Origin of the sequence: Streptomyces parvus, from assembly GCF_014648875.1 — a bacterium.
GTDB lineage: Bacteria > Actinomycetota > Actinomycetes > Streptomycetales > Streptomycetaceae > Streptomyces > Streptomyces parvus.
Genome location: NZ_BMRY01000008.1, coordinates 23,246 through 38,531 on the forward strand (window position 1 = coordinate 23,246; position 15,286 = coordinate 38,531).

The 15,286-nt window shown below is 71.7% G+C and carries 17 protein-coding genes; 4 read left to right on the top strand and 13 right to left on the bottom strand.

Going from position 1 to position 15,286, the window contains the following annotated elements; translation table 11 throughout:
* Positions 1-59 precede the first annotated feature (59 nt).
* Positions 60-1,010, bottom strand: coding sequence for an NAD-dependent epimerase/dehydratase family protein (locus tag IE140_RS23715; protein ID WP_150196314.1), 951 nt, complete (start codon positions 1,008-1,010; stop codon positions 60-62).
* A 418-nt stretch (positions 1,011-1,428) separates the two neighbouring features.
* On the opposite strand from IE140_RS23715, the gene IE140_RS36660 reads away from it, so the two are divergent.
* Positions 1,429-1,857 carry a ribosome small subunit-dependent GTPase A gene (locus IE140_RS36660; protein ID WP_150196315.1) on the top strand — a complete coding sequence of 143 codons (429 nt, stop codon included), beginning with the start codon at positions 1,429-1,431 and terminating at the stop codon, positions 1,855-1,857.
* Positions 1,858-1,955: 98 nt separating this feature from the next.
* A complete protein-coding gene (locus IE140_RS23725; protein WP_093437677.1) occupies positions 1,956-2,465 on the top strand; it encodes a GNAT family N-acetyltransferase in 510 nt (169 codons plus the stop codon).
* A 93-nt stretch (positions 2,466-2,558) separates the two neighbouring features.
* Here IE140_RS23725 and IE140_RS23730 read toward each other — a convergent pair whose 3' ends face one another.
* Genes IE140_RS23730 through IE140_RS23740 form a run of 3 tightly spaced genes read right to left on the bottom strand, consistent with a single transcriptional unit; the run spans position 2,559 to position 5,305 of the window.
* Positions 2,559-3,389 (bottom strand): ABC transporter ATP-binding protein, encoded by an 831-nt coding sequence (locus IE140_RS23730; RefSeq protein ID WP_150195800.1) that lies wholly within the window; start codon positions 3,387-3,389, stop codon positions 2,559-2,561.
* Positions 3,386-4,405 (bottom strand): ABC transporter substrate-binding protein, encoded by a 1,020-nt coding sequence (locus tag IE140_RS23735; RefSeq protein ID WP_150195798.1) that lies wholly within the window; start codon positions 4,403-4,405, stop codon positions 3,386-3,388. The genes IE140_RS23730 and IE140_RS23735 overlap by 4 nt, the downstream gene beginning before the upstream one ends.
* A 36-nt stretch (positions 4,406-4,441) precedes the next feature.
* Positions 4,442-5,305, bottom strand: a complete 864-nt coding sequence (locus IE140_RS23740) for an ABC transporter permease (RefSeq protein ID WP_093437442.1) — start codon at positions 5,303-5,305, stop codon at positions 4,442-4,444.
* 255 nt (positions 5,306-5,560) lie between these two features.
* Here IE140_RS23740 and IE140_RS23745 point away from each other — a divergent pair, with 255 nt between their 5' ends.
* Positions 5,561-6,583, top strand: coding sequence for a LacI family DNA-binding transcriptional regulator (locus tag IE140_RS23745; RefSeq protein WP_150195805.1), 1,023 nt, complete (start codon positions 5,561-5,563; stop codon positions 6,581-6,583).
* Positions 6,584-6,610: 27 nt separating this feature from the next.
* Here IE140_RS23745 and IE140_RS23750 read toward each other — a convergent pair whose 3' ends face one another.
* From IE140_RS23750 to IE140_RS23770, 5 genes are read right to left on the bottom strand one after another with little or no spacing between them, the layout of a single operon-like run.
* The gene (locus IE140_RS23750) at positions 6,611-7,195 is read right to left on the bottom strand and encodes a GAF domain-containing protein (protein WP_109180912.1); all 585 of its coding nucleotides are present in this window, start codon (positions 7,193-7,195) and stop codon (positions 6,611-6,613) included.
* Positions 7,192-7,815, bottom strand: coding sequence for a GTP-binding protein (locus tag IE140_RS23755; RefSeq protein ID WP_010057974.1), 624 nt, complete (start codon positions 7,813-7,815; stop codon positions 7,192-7,194). The genes IE140_RS23750 and IE140_RS23755 overlap by 4 nt, the downstream gene beginning before the upstream one ends.
* A complete protein-coding gene (locus IE140_RS23760) occupies positions 7,793-8,164 on the bottom strand; it encodes a DUF742 domain-containing protein (protein ID WP_006128964.1) in 372 nt (123 codons plus the stop codon). The genes IE140_RS23755 and IE140_RS23760 overlap by 23 nt, the downstream gene beginning before the upstream one ends.
* Positions 8,165-8,166: 2 nt before the next feature.
* Positions 8,167-8,601 (bottom strand): roadblock/LC7 domain-containing protein, encoded by a 435-nt coding sequence (locus tag IE140_RS23765; protein WP_006128963.1) that lies wholly within the window; start codon positions 8,599-8,601, stop codon positions 8,167-8,169.
* 5 nt (positions 8,602-8,606) lie between these two features.
* Positions 8,607-10,805: a sensor histidine kinase gene (locus tag IE140_RS23770; protein ID WP_150195795.1), complete on the bottom strand. Its 2,199-nt coding sequence runs from the start codon at positions 10,803-10,805 to the stop codon at positions 8,607-8,609.
* Between the two features lie 342 nt (positions 10,806-11,147).
* Here IE140_RS23770 and IE140_RS23775 point away from each other — a divergent pair, with 342 nt between their 5' ends.
* Positions 11,148-12,593, top strand: a complete 1,446-nt coding sequence (locus IE140_RS23775; protein WP_032762620.1) for a glyceraldehyde-3-phosphate dehydrogenase — start codon at positions 11,148-11,150, stop codon at positions 12,591-12,593.
* A gap of 83 nt (positions 12,594-12,676) precedes the next feature.
* Here IE140_RS23775 and IE140_RS23780 read toward each other — a convergent pair whose 3' ends face one another.
* The 4 genes from IE140_RS23780 to IE140_RS23795 all read right to left on the bottom strand — a co-directional run bounded on the left by IE140_RS23780 (position 12,677) and on the right by IE140_RS23795 (position 15,259).
* Positions 12,677-13,216 carry a nuclear transport factor 2 family protein gene (locus IE140_RS23780; protein ID WP_150195792.1) on the bottom strand — a complete coding sequence of 180 codons (540 nt, stop codon included), beginning with the start codon at positions 13,214-13,216 and terminating at the stop codon, positions 12,677-12,679.
* A 61-nt stretch (positions 13,217-13,277) separates the two neighbouring features.
* Positions 13,278-14,207: an oxidoreductase gene (locus tag IE140_RS23785; protein ID WP_150195790.1), complete on the bottom strand. Its 930-nt coding sequence runs from the start codon at positions 14,205-14,207 to the stop codon at positions 13,278-13,280.
* 47 nt (positions 14,208-14,254) lie between these two features.
* Entirely contained in the window at positions 14,255-14,683 is a 429-nt protein-coding gene (locus tag IE140_RS23790) for a pyridoxamine 5'-phosphate oxidase family protein (protein WP_006128959.1), read from the bottom strand.
* A 90-nt stretch (positions 14,684-14,773) separates the two neighbouring features.
* Positions 14,774-15,259 carry a hypothetical protein gene (locus tag IE140_RS23795; RefSeq protein WP_093437455.1) on the bottom strand — a complete coding sequence of 162 codons (486 nt, stop codon included), beginning with the start codon at positions 15,257-15,259 and terminating at the stop codon, positions 14,774-14,776.
* Between the last annotated feature and the right edge of the window lie 27 nt (positions 15,260-15,286).

The window sequence follows — 15,286 nt, forward strand, 5'->3', positions numbered from 1 at the left end:
CGCCGTCCGTGCGGTCCGGCCCCGGGTGTGCGGTACGGCGCCCGGGGCCGGACCGCGTCTCAGGGGCGGGCGGCGAGGAACTCCCCGTACCAGGCGAGGGTGGCGTCCAGTGCCGTCTCCAGCGGGGTGGGGGTCAGTCCGTAGGCATTCTCGATGGCGGAGGAGTCGAGGATCTGCGGTTCGGTGTGCTGGTAGAACATCTCGGCGTACTCCGCCATGAAGGTCTCGTCGAACGGACCGAAGGGGCGGGGTTCGGCGATGACGGTCAAGTCGACGGGCCGGCCGGTGCGTTGCTCGACGAGGGCGAGGATCTCCCGGGTGGTGCGGGCCGGTGCGGTGGGCAGGTGCCACACGCGGCCGTCGGCGTCCGGGTGTTCGCCGAGGGTGGCGAGGCCGGCCGCGACGTCCTCGATGTACGTGTAGCTGTGCGGGAGGTCGATGTCGCCGAGCGCGGGCACGGGCTGTCCCGTGAGCGCGGCGGGGAAGACGGCCCCGCCGAGCGTGGAGTTGAGGACCCCGGGCCCGACGAAGTCGGCGGAGCGCCCGAGGACGACGGGGAGCCGGCCCTCGCGGTGGGCGGCGAGATAGCGGGCGTCCAGCTCGGCACGCATCCGGCCCTTGCGGGTGGTGGCGTTCCACGGGGAGTCCTCGGTCATCACCGCGCCGTGCGTCTCCCCGTACGGGTAGAGCGTGTCGAGCACGACGAGCCGTGCGCCCTCCGCCTCGGCGGCCGCGAGGACCGCCTCCTGGATCTTCGGCATGACCTCGACCTGAAGGTGATAGCCGACATTGACGCAGTGGTACACGACGGCGGCCCCGGCCACGGCGGCGCGGGCGCCTTCGGGGGTGGCGACATCGGCGGCGTACCGCTCGACGCCTTCGAGTGCGGGGCCGCTCGCCGACCGGTCGACCAGCCGCACGGGGCGGCCCCGGCGGACGAGTTCGCGGGCGAGGGCGGTACCGGCGGGTCCGGAGCCGAGGACGGCGTGGAGGGGCTGGGCGGCGGTCATGACAGGTCCCTTCGGGCGGAGGCAGCCAGGGAAGCGGAAGCAGTCCGCTTGAAGTGCTCGCTTCTGTTAGAGACCGTAACTTTCGAGAGTGGCGATTGCAATAACTTTCGTTAGATCCCTTAACGCACATGAACATCTCCATCGCTCCCTCGGAGGACGACGATGAGAGAGCGCGGCCCGGAGCGTGGGCACTCCCCGTGCTAGCGTTGGGAGAGCAGAGACAACCGGGTCGAATGCGGACCAGAAGGGGGAGGTGAGTTGATGACTGTCGTAGAGGCTGCTGCCGTGTGCAGTGCCCGCCGGACCATCCTCACGTCCCGGGCCCCGGTCTGACCTGACGTTCACCCTCGCCCGTGCCTGACGGCTCAAGGCGTCGGAGCTTCGCGCTCATCGGGGTCCTTGTTCAAGGGTCTCTACGTTGTCTCACCTTTCTTCCTTCTCCGCTCAGCCGTTCTCCCTCGCGGACTACGGCTGGGACGAGGCGTGCGAGCACGCCTTCACACCCCACCGCCGCGCCGGGCTGATCCCGTCCCGGACCGTGCGGGCCGAACGCGGCCTGCTCGCCCTGGCCTGGGAGAGCGGTGCGCGGCCGGTCCTGGTGCTGACAGGGGACTGCCGGTTCACGGACTGCGCGCACGGGCGGGAACCGGGCTGCGCGGTCATGGCCGCGATCGAGGCCGGTGAGATTCCTCAGCGCCGACTGGACAGTTATCAGCGGCTGCTCCGGGAGACCGCCTACGCCGCTTCGCGCACCGGCGCGCGGCTGCTGACCGGACGCGAGGCGGTCAGGAAGGGCATCGCGCAGAATCTGCGCGCCACCTACCGGTTCCGGGAGCGCCAGTCGTGAGCAGCACCGAAACGCCCGGCCGCGCCCCCGCCGCCCACCTCCTCCAGCCCCACAACCGCACCCCTCACACCCCTCACACCCCCGAGAACGGAACCTCCATGACCACCTGGACCGCCCGCCCCGAGACCTCGGACGACATCACCGCCATCCGCGACATCAACCTCGCCGCCTTCCCCACCTCGGAAGAAGCCGACCTCATCGACGCCCTGCGCACCGATCCGAAGGCATGGATCGACGGACTGTCCCTGGTCACCGAGGGCTCCGACGGCACCCTGGCCGGGCACGCGCTGCTCACCCGTTGCCACGTCGACGGCGCGCCCGCCCTCGCCCTGGCCCCCTGCGCGGTACGGCCCTCCGCCCAGCGCACCGGCGCCGGCTCCGCCGCCATCCGCGCCGCCCTGGACGCCGCCCGCTCCCTGGGCGAGAACCTCGTCCTCGTCCTCGGGCACCCCGAGTACTACCCGCGGTTCGGCTTCACCCCCGCCTCCCGCTTCGGCATCCGCGCACCCTTCGACGTACCCGACGAGGCCATGATGGCCATGGCGCTGGACGACACCCGCCCGGTGCCCACCGGCACCATTCAGTACCCCGCCGCATTCGGCGTCTGACCCCGCCCGTGGCGCCCCGGCGGCATCCGCCGCGGGGCGCCCGGGACCCGGGCGAGCGGCGGGGCGGTTCGTGGACCGGCCGCCGTGTCGCCCTCAGTCGTGTGCGGACACCGCCCCCAGCAGGTCGCGGATGTGTGCCGCCGCCGCCCGGAACTCCGGTCGGCCCAGCGTCTCGCTGTAGTCGCGCTCGGCGGGCAGGCCCACCTCGATGATCTCCGTGACGGTGCCGGGGCGCGGGCTCATCACCACCACCCGGTCGGCCAGATAGACGGCCTCGGAGATGGAGTGGGTGACCAGCAGGACCGTGGTGCCGGTGGTGCGCCAGATGCGGTTCAGCTCGGTGTTCATCTGCTCGCGGGTGAGGGCGTCCAGTGCGCCGAAGGGCTCGTCCATCAGCAGGACCGGCGGTTCGTGCAGCAACGCCCGGCAGAGCGCGACGCGTTGCTGCATACCGCCGGAGAGCTCGTGCGGGAAGGCGTCCTCGAATCCGCCCAGTCCGGTCATCCGGATCAGCTCGTCGGCCCGGGCGCGCGCCACGGCCGGCTCCATGCGGCGGATCTCGGCCTGGAGCAGGATGTTGCGCAGCGCCGAGCGCCACTCCAGCAGGGCCGCGCGCTGGAAGACGTAACCGATGTCGTGCCGGGGGCCGGTGACGCGCTCGCCACCGAGCAGGACGTCCCCCGAGGAGGCGGTGAGCAGACCGGCCACCAGTTTGAGCAGGGTGGACTTGCCGCACCCGGACGGTCCGACGATGGCGACGAACTCCCCCGGCGCCACGTCCAGGGACACGTCGCTGAGCGCGGTGACATCGCGCTTCTTGCTGCGGAACCGGACCGCCACGTCCCCGAGCCGGACCCCGGCCGCCGGGCCCGCCCCTGCGGCGGCCGGGGCGCGCGGTGTCGTCTGCTGCTTCGGCATCGTCATCCCTTCAGCGCCGTCCTCGTGTCCCAGTACTCGCCGACGGCCTTCGGCTTGGTGACCATGCCGGCCTCGGCGAACACGTCGATGGTCTGCTGCCAGTCCGCCTCGGTGTTGACGCCGGGCGCCTTGCCCTCGGTCGCCGCCGTGTGGAGCAGGGTCAGCGTCGTCGCGAACTGCTCGGACAGCACGGTCTTCGGCGGCAGTTGCTCGGAGGCTCCCTCCATGGCCGCCACCGCCGGCTCGGGCGCCTTCGCGGCGGCCGCCCAGGCCTCGCTGACCGCCTTCACCATGCGCTCCGCCACCGCCGGCTTCGAGGCGAGGATCTTCTGTCCGGCGAGCAGCCCGTTGGAGTAGAAGTTCAGGCCGTGCTCGGAGAAGCGGAGGTAGGAGACCGGCTTCTTGGCCTTGTCCTGCATGGTCGGGCCCTGGTCGCTGGCGTAACCGAGGAGGCCGTCGGTCTTTCCGGAGATCACCGCGGCGATCTTGCCCGCCGGGTCGGTGTTCTGGACGGTGACATCGGACTCCCCGATGCCGTTCTTCTTCAGGAAGATCGGGAAGGTCTTGGACAGCGCGTCCCCGGCCGTCCCGGCGATCGTCCGCCCCTTCAGGTCGCCGGGCCCCTCGATGCCCTTCGCGTCGAAGGACTGAACGGAGGCCGGGGTCGTCTGGAGGAAGACGCCGAGGCTCTTCACCTTCACGCCCTGGTCGACACCGGCGAGCAGGGCCGGCGTGTCGGCCCAGCCGAAGTCGGTCTGCCCGGCGGCCGTCGCCTGGACCGTCTTCTGGGAGCCCTGGCCCGCCCGGATGTCCAGGTCGATGCCGTGCTTCTCGAAGATCTTCTGCTGCTTGCCGTAGTAGAACGGCGCGTGTTCGCCGTACGGATACCAGTTGAGCGTCAGCGTGACCTTGTCCAGCTTCTTGCCGGAGTCACTGGTGCTGGTCGAGGCGTCCTCGCCGCCGCAGGCGGTGGCCACCAGGACGAGGGGTACGACACCGATCAGGAGTCTGCGCGCATGCATGGGCTGGCCCTTCTCACGAGGAGGTCGGTGCGTGGTTCAGAAAGTGGTGGTGGCCGAGGTGTCCCGGCGGCTGGCGTGCCACGGCAGGAGCAGCTTCTCGGCGATCTCGACGACGACGAACAGCACGACGCCGATCAGCGACATCACCAGCAGCCCCGCGAAGAGCATCGGTGTGTCGAGGTTGCCGTTGGCCTGGAGGATGACGTAACCGAGTCCCTCGTTCGCCCCCACGAACTCGCCGACGACCGCGCCGGTCACGGCGAGGGTGACGGCGACCTTGAGTCCGGAGAACAGATGCGGCAGGGAGGCCGGGAAGCGGATCTTCACGAAGGTCTGCCAGGGCTTCGCCCCCATCGTGGCGGACAGTTGGAGCATCTCCGGGTCGACGGCCTTGAGCCCGGTGACCATCGAGATCACCACCGGGAAGAAGGCGATGAGCACGGCGATGAGGATCTTGGGCGCGATGCCGAACCCGAGCCACACCACGAAGAGCGGGGCGATGGCGATCTTCGGCACGACCTGGGCGAAGAGCAGGATCGGGTAGAGCGTGCGCTCCACCGTCGAGGAGTAGACCATCACCACCGCGGCCAGCACCCCGACGACGACCGCGATGGCGAAGCCGAGGAGCGTCTCGTACGTCGTCACCCAGGTGTGCTGCCAGAGGTATCCGGCCTTCGAGGTCAGGACATCGAGTGTCGCACCGGGCGACGGCACGAGATAGGCCTCGATCAGCTCGGCGGCCGCGATCGCCCACCAGACCACCAGGGCTGCCAGCAGCAGGGCGAGGGGCCGCCAGCTCTGTTCCGCCGCACGGGCGAGCCGCTCCCCGGTCGTGGGACCGGCCCTGCGGGCGACCCCTGCCACATCGGCGGGGCGCTTGCTGAGCGCGCTCTGACTCACGGTGAACTCCCTGAACTTCGGGGGCAGTTGTGGAGAGCTGTGCAATGCTGCGATGCTGCGGTCCTGACCGTGAAGGCGCTTTCAGAAAGCGCTTTCTGGTAAGGTGCCGCCACGCTAATGACTGCTCCCGCGCACGGTCAAGAGGTCGTCCCGAAGTTTCGGGGCCCTGCCACCACCGCACCCCTGGGGGTCGAGTTGAGTGAACGGGAAACACCGGTCCACCCCGACACGCGCCGGCGGGCGCCCGCCGCCCATGTGACGCTGGACGCGGTGGCTCGCGAGGCCGGCGTCTCGCTCGCCACCGCGTCCCGGGCCCTCAACGGCACCACCCGGGTCCGCGACGATCTGCGCGGCCGGGTGCGCGCGGCGGCCGATCTCCTCGGCTACATCCCCAACGCCCATGCCCAGGCCCTCGCCAGCGCCGAGGGCAACCGTACGGTGGGGCTGATCTGCCACGACGTGGGCGACCCGTACTTCGCGGGCATCGCCGGCGGGGTGATGCGCGCGGCCGCCGAGCAGGACCTGCTGGTGATGCTGGCCTCCACCTTCCGGGAACCGGCGCGGGAGATCGCGTACGTCTCGATGCTGCGGGCCCAGCGGGCGCGGGCCATCCTCCTCATCGGCTCCGGCTTCCAGGACCGGGCCTGGGAGCGGGCGATGGACGCCGAGCTGGAGCCGTACGTCCGGGCGGGCGGCCGGGTCGCGGTGGTCAGCCGGCACCGGTCCATGCGGGTGGACACGGTCCAGCCGGAGAACCGGGCCGGGGCGGCGGCGCTCGCGGCCTCGCTGGTGGCGCTGGGGCACCGGGACTTCGCGGTGCTCAGCGGTCCGCCCGAACTGACCACGGTGGCCGACCGGTTGGCGGGGTTCCGTGAGGGGCTCGCCGCAGCGGGCATCACCCTTCGGCGGGTGGTGCAGGGCGCGTTCACCCGGGAGGGCGGGCACGCGGCGGCACGTCAGCTGCTGGCCGCCGGGGACGCCCGGCCGACCTGCGTGTTCGCGGTGACCGATGTGATGGCGGTCGGCGCGCTGGCCGCGCTGCGGGAGGCCGGCGTGCGCGTCCCCGAGGACATGTCGCTCGCGGGGTTCGACGACATCCCCGTCGTACGGGAGGTGTCGCCGCCGCTGACCACGGTGGCACTGCCGCTCACGGAGATGGGCGAGCAGGTGATCGCCCTCGCTCTGCGGACGCCGTCGCGGGCGGGGCGCTCCCGGGTGCTGCGGATCGAGGGGAACGTGGTCCTGCGGGGCAGTACCGGTGCGCCGCCCGGGAGTTGAGCGCCCTCACCGGCGGGGGTGACCGTGTCAGACGGTGCGGTGGCCCTCCCGGTCGTCGATCTGGCGGACGAGTTCATGGGCGAGCGACTTGATGGTGTCGAGGCCGGCCCGCCCCCACGGGCGTGGCACGGTGTCGACGGCACAGACGGTGCCCAGCGCGATGCCGGTGCGGTCGATCAGCGGCGCCCCGAGGTAGGAGCGGATGCCTATGTCGTCGACCACCGGATTGCCCGCGAAGCGCGGGTAGTCGCATACGTCGTCGAGGACGAGGGCCTTGCGCCGGACGAGGACGTGCGGGCAGTAGCCGTGGTCGCGGGCCATGTAGCGGCTGCTGCGGTTGCTGCGCGCCGCGGCCGAACCGAGGTCCTGTCCACCGCGGTTGCCCGCCGGGGTGTGCAGTCCCGCGAAGAACTGCCGGTTCTCGTCGATGAAGTTGACCATCGAGAAGGGTGTGGCGGTGACTTCGGCCACCTTGTCGGCGAAGGCGTCGAAGCTGTCGTAGGAGGCGTCGGGGCGTTCACCGAGGTCCAGTTTGCGCAGCCGCTTGGCGCGGGCCGGGCCGTGCCGGTCGGTGGGCGTGAGGAGCATCCGGCCGGTGGCGAAGGATGTCACGGGTGGGCTCCGAAGGTCTGGAGTGGTGCGGGCGCCGAGGTGGCGTTGATGAGGTGCTGGACCAGGGTGACGAGGGCGCCCGTGCCGGAGCTGGCGATCCGGGCGTCGCACAGGACGACGGGCACCTCGGGCCCGAGGTCGAGCGCGGCGCGGATCTCGTCCGGCTCGTAGCGGTAGGCGCCGTCGAACTCGTTGACGGCGACGATGAATCCGATGCCGCGCCGTTCGAAGAAGTCGATCGCGCCGAAGCATTCGGCGAGGCGCCGGGTGTCGGCCAGCACCACCGCTCCGAGCGCGCCCTGGGAGAGCTCGTCCCACATGAACCAGAAGCGCTCCTGGCCCGGTGTGCCGAACAGATAGAGGACATGCTGCTCGGAGAGGGTGATCCGGCCGAAGTCCATGGCGACGGTGGTGGCCGTCTTGGACTCGACCCCTTCCAGGTTGTCCGTCCCCACACTGCTCTGGGTCAGCAACTCCTCGGTGGACAGCGGGGCGATCTCGCTGACCGCGCCCACGAACGTCGTCTTGCCGACGCCGAATCCTCCGGCGACCAGAACCTTGAGGGCCACGGGAAAGAACTCGGCGGTTCCGGTGCGGTCAGAGCTGTCGTCGTAAACCATCGAGCACTGCCTCCAGCAGGGATCGGTCGGTGGGCATGTCGTGGAAAGCGGGAGCGTGCGCGGTGACCGCGCCGCAGGCGACCAGGTCGGAGAGGATGACCTTGGCGACGACCGCGGGCAGCCGGAGGTGTGCGGCGATCTCGGCGACGGACATCGGCCCTTCGCACATGCCGAGGGCGACGGTGTGTTCCGGGCCGAGCGGGATGTCCGGCTCGATGCCCGTGGCCATGATCAGGGAGAGCAGGTCGAACGCGGTGGACGGCCGGGTCCGGCCGTTGCTGATCGTGTACGGGCGGATCAGCCGGCCGGCCGCGTCGTCGAGCAGGGGCCCGTCCTGCGGGGCCGGCATCCTCAGATCCCCGGGGTGAACGGCGCGCCGGCCGGCTGCCGCAGCGGGGTCGTCAGATAGGGACGGACGCTCTTGACCAGCATCGCCATCTCGTAGCCGAGCACCGCGGCGTCCGCCTCGCGTCCGGCGAGGACGGCGAGACAGGTGCCGGATCCGGCGGTGGAGACGAACAGGAGCGTGGAGTCCAGTTCGACGACCACCTGCCGGACGTCGCCGTTGTCCCCGAACCGGGCCCCGGCGCTGCGGCCCAGCGAGTACAGACCGGCGGCCAGGGCCGCCATGTGGTCGGCGCTGTCGGGGTCCATGCCGTGCACGGATTTCACCAGCCCATCGGCGGAGAGCAGAACCGCGCTGCGGGTGTAGGGCACGCGCTGGACCAGCCCGCTCAGCAGCCAGTCCAGGTCCGAGACCTGACCGGACGGCATATCGCTCGTCATGGTGTCTACTCCTTGAAGGTGGTGTCTTTGCGGGGTTCCGGGACGGCCCGGCCCGGCACGAAGGGCTCGCCCGCGAACGCTCCGGGCTCGCCCGTCCCCCGGTCGTGAACGTCTTCGGCGTAGCTGCCGCGCCGGTACGTGGCGGTGTCGTGCGGGTACGCGTCGGGCGGGTAGGTGTCCGGTACGGGCAGGCCGGCCGCGGGCAGCGCGTGGTCCGGCCGTGACGCCCGGTCCGGTCCCGGCCGGTCGTGCGGTGCGGTGGCTCCGCGTACGGGGAGGGGCGAGAGGGATTCCAGGGGGGCGTCGAGCGCGGTCTGCCCCCCGGTTCCGGTGGTGGCGTCGGGGTTCCCGTAACCGCCCTCGCCCCCCTCCTCCTCGGCGGTCTGGGCCTCGGCGAGGTCGACGCCGCGCCGGAAGGCGGCCATGAGACCCGGGTCGTGCAGGGCGTGCTCGTCCTCGACGCGCGGGGCGGGCGCCTCGCGCAACTGCGGTACGAGACTCTCCTGGTTCGTCCGCCTGGGCAGTTCGGGCCGGGCGGGAGAGGGGGCCGCGTGGGCGCGCTCGTGGACGGCCGCCGGGGCCGAACGGTCCTCGCGCTCCTGGCCGGCCGCCGCGGACGGACCGCCGCGCTCGGGCGGGGAGGCGGGCGGTGCCGGCCGGTCGATGCGCTCGGCGCGCAGCGGGAGGGGCGGGGCCTCGCCCGAGGGCGGCCCGGGGCGTCCGTTCCGTGCGGGCCCGGGCGTCCGGTGCGGGACGCCGGTGGATGCCTGGGGCGACGATGAGGCCGTGGTCGCCCCGGGTACGGGGGCCTGGTCCCCGGGCGCCTGAGCAGCGGGCATCGGGGCCGGGGGCGCGGTCCGGGATGTGCTGTTCTGCGGTGGGTCTGCCGGGCTCCCGGCCTCGACGGGCGGCCGGTGCACGGCGCCGGGGGGCGGTACGGGCACGGCGTCGGGCGACGGCGGGGCGTCGGGATCGGCCCCGAGCAGCGACTGCGGAAGGACCAGCACCGCTTGCGTACCGCCGTAGATGTTGCTCTGGAGACGGACGGCGATGCCGTGGCGGCGGGCCAGGGCCGAGACGACGAACAGGCCGATCCGGCCGTCCTGGAGCAGATGGGCGACGTTGACCTGGTCGGGGTCGGAGAGCAGGGCGTTCATCCGCTTCTGCTCGTGGTCCGGCATCCCGAGTCCGCGGTCCTCCACCTCCAGGGCGAGTCCGGCGGTGACCTGCTGGACGCGCAGCAGCACCTGGGTGTGAGGGGCGGAGAACACCGTGGCGTTCTCGACCAGCTCGGCCAGCAGGTGGATCACGTCGGCGACGGCGTGGCCGCGCAGGGTGCCGTCCATCGGCGGGACCAGCTTGACCCGGGGGTACTGCTCGACCTCGGCGATGGCCGAGCGGAGCACCTCGGTCATGGTGACCGGGTTGCTCCACTGCCGCCGGGAGACGGCCCCGCCGAGGACGGCGAGGTTCTCCGCGTGGCGGCGGATCCGGGTGGCGAGGTGGTCGACCTGGAAGAGGCCCTTGAGGAGATCGGGGTCCTCGACCTCGTGCTCCAGCTCGTCGAGGATCTGGATCTCGCGGTGGACGAGGGATTGCAGCCGTCGCGCGAGATTGACGAAGACCTCGACCTTCTGTTCGTTGCCGGCCCTGCTGAAGAGCTGGGAGGCCTGGACGACGGCGGCGACGGAGGCCTCCTGGGCCCGGGCCATCTCCTGTCCGAGCAGGTCGAAGGCGTCGGCCCCGGGTGTGGAGGGTGGCGCGGACCGCCGCGCGGCGACGGTCTCCCCGTTGCGGAGCTGTTCCACCACGCGTTGCAGTTCGGCCTGGCCCTGGGCGCTGGCGCGCCGGAGGGCGAGGGCCCGGTCGAGCACCTGGCCCGCCACGCGGTTGGCGCCGAGGTAGGCGGCCGCGACGGCGGCGACCGCCAGGGCGCCCGATCCGCCCAGCGCCGCCCAGAGGCTGGGCGAGGAGCCGACTCCTCCGGCGCGGACGGTGAAGATGACGGCCGCCGCGCCGCTGAGCACCGCGGCGACGGCCGGGAGCAGCGCGGTCCGCAGCAGCTGGGGGCGGATCCGGGCGTCGGGGGAAGGCCCTGCGGCGCGCGGCCTGCTCGGGGCCGAGTGGGCGCGCGTGCCGGGGCGGCCGTGCCGCCCGCCCTCACGGCGGTCCGGTCGCGCGTCGGGTGCGCGAAGTTGAGACATCAGCGTCCTCGGTACAGGGGGCACCGGGGATCGGCGGTCGTGCCGGCGTCCATGCGGTGGCCCCTACGGTGGTCGGTCAGGCGCGGGTCATCGGTCGGGCAGGCCCGAACGTCATGAGCCCACCGTTGATCACCGGGCACACACGGTAGTCGTCAATGACGTATGCGCGACGGGCAGTTGTCGAACTTGCCCGCCATCCGTCCCACTCTGGTATGAGCCCTCGTACGCGCGCCCGATTGCCAAGCCCTGGCCCAGGATTTACTCGCAGGTAGGGCACCCCCCGAAGAGACGGGAAGGCAGCCGGTTACCATATGAGCGCCGCCTAGCTCGAAAGATAAACTTGTGACTGTCAATGACGACTCGTTCACCAACTGGATGCACCGCGAGGAGATCGCGGAGTCGATGATCCCGATCATCGGGAAGCTGCACCGCGAGCAGGACGTGAACGTCCTGCTGCACAGCCGCTCCCTGGTGAACAAGTCGGTGGTCAGCATCCTCAAGACCCACCGCTTCGCCCGGCAGATCGCGGGCGAGGAGCTCTCGGTCACCGAGACGATGCCCTTCCTCAAGGCTCTGACGACGCTCGATCTCGGCCCGTCCCAGATCGACATAGGCATGCTCGCCGCCACCTACCGGTCCGACGGGCGCGGACTCTCCGTCGAGGAGTTCACCGCGGAGGCCGTCGCCGGCGCGACGGGCGACAACAAGATCGAGCGCCGCGCCTCGCGTGACGTGGTGCTCTACGGCTTCGGCCGCATCGGCCGGCTCATCGCCCGCCTGCTGATCGAGAAGGCCGGTTCGGGCAACGGCCTGCGCCTGCGGGCCATCGTCGTCCGCAAGGGCTCCGGCCAGGACATCGTCAAGCGCGCCTCGCTGCTGCGGCGCGACTCGATCCACGGCCAGTTCCAGGGCACGATCACCGTGGACGAGGCGAACAACAAGATCATCGCCAATGGCAACGAGATCCAGGTGATCTACTCGGACGACCCGACGACGGTCGACTACACGGCGTACGGCATCAAGGACGCCATCCTGATCGACAACACCGGCCGGTGGCGGGACCGCGAGGGCCTCTCCAAGCACCTCCAGCCGGGCATCGGCAAGGTCGTGCTCACCGCGCCGGGCAAGGGCGACGTCCCGAACATCGTCCACGGCGTCAACCACGACACGGTCAAGCCGGACGAGCGGATCCTGTCCTGCGCGTCCTGCACGACGAACGCGATCGTCCCGCCGCTCAAGGCGATGGCGGACGAGTACGGCGTTCTGCGCGGGCACGTGGAGACCGTCCACTCGTACACCAACGACCAGAACCTGCTCGACAACTACCACGGCTCCGACCGTCGTGGCCGTTCGGCGGCGCTCAACATGGTCATCACCGAGACCGGGGCCGCGTCGGCCGTGGCCAAGGCGCTGCCCGAACTGAAGGCGCCGATCACCGGCAGCTCGATCCGCGTCCCGGTGCCGGACGTCTCGATCGCCATCCTCAGCCTGCGGCTGGAGCGCGAGACCACCCGCGAGGAGGTCCTCGACTACCTCCGCAACGTGTCGCTGGCCTCGCCGCTCAAGCGCCAGATCGACTTCATCAGCGCGCCCGACGCGGTCTCCAGCGACTTCATCGGCTCGCGCCACGCCTCGATCGTCGACGCGGGCGCGACCAAGGTCGACGGCGACAACGCGATCCTCTACCTCTGGTACGACAACGAGTTCGGCTACTCGTGCCAGGTCATCCGGGTCGTCCAGCACGTCTCCGGCGTGGAGTACCCGACCTACCCGGCCCCGGCGGTCTGACGACTCCGGTACGCCCTTCCGTACGACGCCCGGTGCCCGGCAGGTCCGCCTGCCGGGCACCGGCGTGAGCCCAGGGGCGGGCGTCAGGCCCCGTCACGGGCGTCCTCCGGGCTCAGCCGTTCGGTGGGCCCGGCGAAGTCGAGGAAGAGCTCCCGCACGGTGAGGAGCCACCGTCCTTCGACCTCCCGGAAGGTGTCCTCGTAGCGCCCGACCTGCACGGGGAGGCGCGGCGGCAGCATGCCACCGGTGTGGCCGTCCACGCGGTACGTCGTGAAGTACGTGCTCGCCGTCGCCGTCGAGGCCGACGTCAGGGTCACCAGGATGTTGGTGCACAGGCGGCGCGAGAGCCGGTCGGCGGGACGGCCGGCGAAGTAGGCGCGCAAGGCGTCCCGGCCCTCGATCCGCCGGTCCCCCTCGGCCCACTCCCACACCCCGTCCGGGGTGAACAGCTCGGCCACGTCGCCGGGTTCACCCAGGTCGAGCGTCTGGACGAACTCGACGATCAGCCGCTCGCAGGCACGCTCGGCGATCAGACGGCCAACGGGTTCCAGGAGATCCGGGCGGCCGAGGAGCTCCGGGCGGTCCCGGCGGTCCCGAGGATCCAGCGCATCGGTGGTGTCCATCGCCTCTTTCTACCAACGCGCCCCGGGGCCCACGACTTGTTTTCGACGGACGCAGGGCGCGTCACACGGCGTCGGCGTCCAGCCCGGTCAGACGGGCCGACTCGTCCCACAACGCCCTTGCCATGAAGGGGTCCTGGGCGCGGTGCGACTTCCGGGCGGGTGCGGGAGCTCCCCGGGTCTCGCCGAGGCGGGAGGGGCCGTAGTAGGCGCCGCCCGGGGCATCCGGCAGTGTGGCCGCGTACAGGACGGGGAGGGCGCCCGCCGAGGCCGGCTGGGTGTACAGCCGAGAGGCCCGCTCCAGCTTCGCGGCCCAGTTCCGCCCGGCCAGCCGGGGCCCGGCCTGCCCCAACTCCGTTGCGGAGAGACCGGGGTGGGCCGCCAGCGCGATCAGGTCCCGGCCGGCGGCACGGGCCCGCCGGTCCAGCTCGTCCGTGAACAGCAGATTGGCGAGCTTCGACTGGCCGTAGGCCCGCCACTTGCCGTACGAGCGCTCGGCGTTGAGGTCCTCCAGGTCGATGCGGCCGATGCGGTGGCCGAGCGAGGACAGCGTCACCACGCGCGCCGGCCCCTGGACCCCGAGGACCGGGAGGAGCCGGAGCGTCAGGGCGAAGTGCCCCAGGTGGTTGGTGCCGAACTGCATCTCGAAACCGTCCGTCGTACGGAGGGGCGGCAGGGCCATCACACCGGCGTTGTTCACCAGCAGGTCGAGCCGCCCGTCGGTCTCCTTCGCGATGGCCTCCGCGGCCTCGGCCACGCTGCTCAGATCGGCGAGGTCGAGGCGGACGAGCCGCACGTCCGATGCGGGGGCGGCCCGGCGGACGGCGTCCACGGCACGTCGGCCGCGCTCGGGATCACGGCACGCGAGAAGGGTTCGGGCCCCCGAGCGGGCCAGTACGAGAGCGGTCACCGCGCCGATGCCGCTGTTGGCACCGGTGACCACGGCAGTGGTGCCGCCGAGGTCGGGCATGTCGTCAAGAGTCCAGGAGTGCATGGGGCACGCCTCCCCCGTGTCGGCGTCGCCACACGCGCGGCCGGGCCTCAGACCTGGCCGAGGTCCGAGCTGACCCAGCGTTCGGGGCGCAGGGTGATCACCACCTGCTCGCCGTGGTTCTCCCAGGCGAAGTCCACGTAACCGGCGACCTTCTCGGCCGGGAGGTAGCGCGCCGACACGTGCTCCAGGTCGGCGCGCGTCGCGGGGCGGGTGTCGACGACGGGCCCCTCGACCGAGACGTACCGGATGGTCGGCTCCAGCCGGTCGACGAGCAGCGTGAACCGGCCCGCTGCGGCGATCAGTTCGGCTTTGCGCGAGGTGCGGCCGGTGAGGATTCGGACATCGCCGCCCGCTTCGTACTCGTACCAGATCGGCACGCTGAGCGGGGCCCGGTCACCGTTCCCCGACGCGACGGCGAGTGCGGCGACATGGGGTTCGGCGAGGAACTGTTCGCGCTCTTCACGGGTGAGTGCCACGGGAGGCTCCTTCTCGTACGGGGATGCGAGGGCTGCCCCAGTGTGCCCCGCGCGCCGGGCCGGGCCCCCGGTCTCCGCCGTCGGCGTGTCCTATGCGGTTCCCCGGGCGCGGGAGACCTCCTCGGTCCGCCGTACGACGGCCGCACCGCGCAGGGCGACGGCGCACCAGACGGCCACGAGCAGCAGTCCGACGGCGGCGATACCGGCGACTTCGAGGGGCTCCGGCCGCCAGCCGAGGGACAGCCGCGTACCGATCATGACGACGCCGATGGCGGCCGTCTCCGGTTCGTAGACGGGAACCTTGGCGGCCACGAAGCGCAGGACGGCGGCCAGGGCCAGACCGATCGCGGTCCAGGCGAGCAGATAGGGCCAGAGCGCTCCCGGAGCGGCGGGCGGCAGGCCGAACTCCTCCGGTCCGATGCGGAAGAGCGCGCCCACCCATCCCAGCGCCACACCGGCGGCGGTGACGGCCACGACCCACACCGCATGGCGCCAGAGGGGACCGGGCCGCACCTCCGCGTCCTCGGAGTCGTCGGAGCCGACGGCGGCAACGGGGTTCTCAGGAAGATCGTTCATGCTCGATGAGACGCGTACGGGGCGACG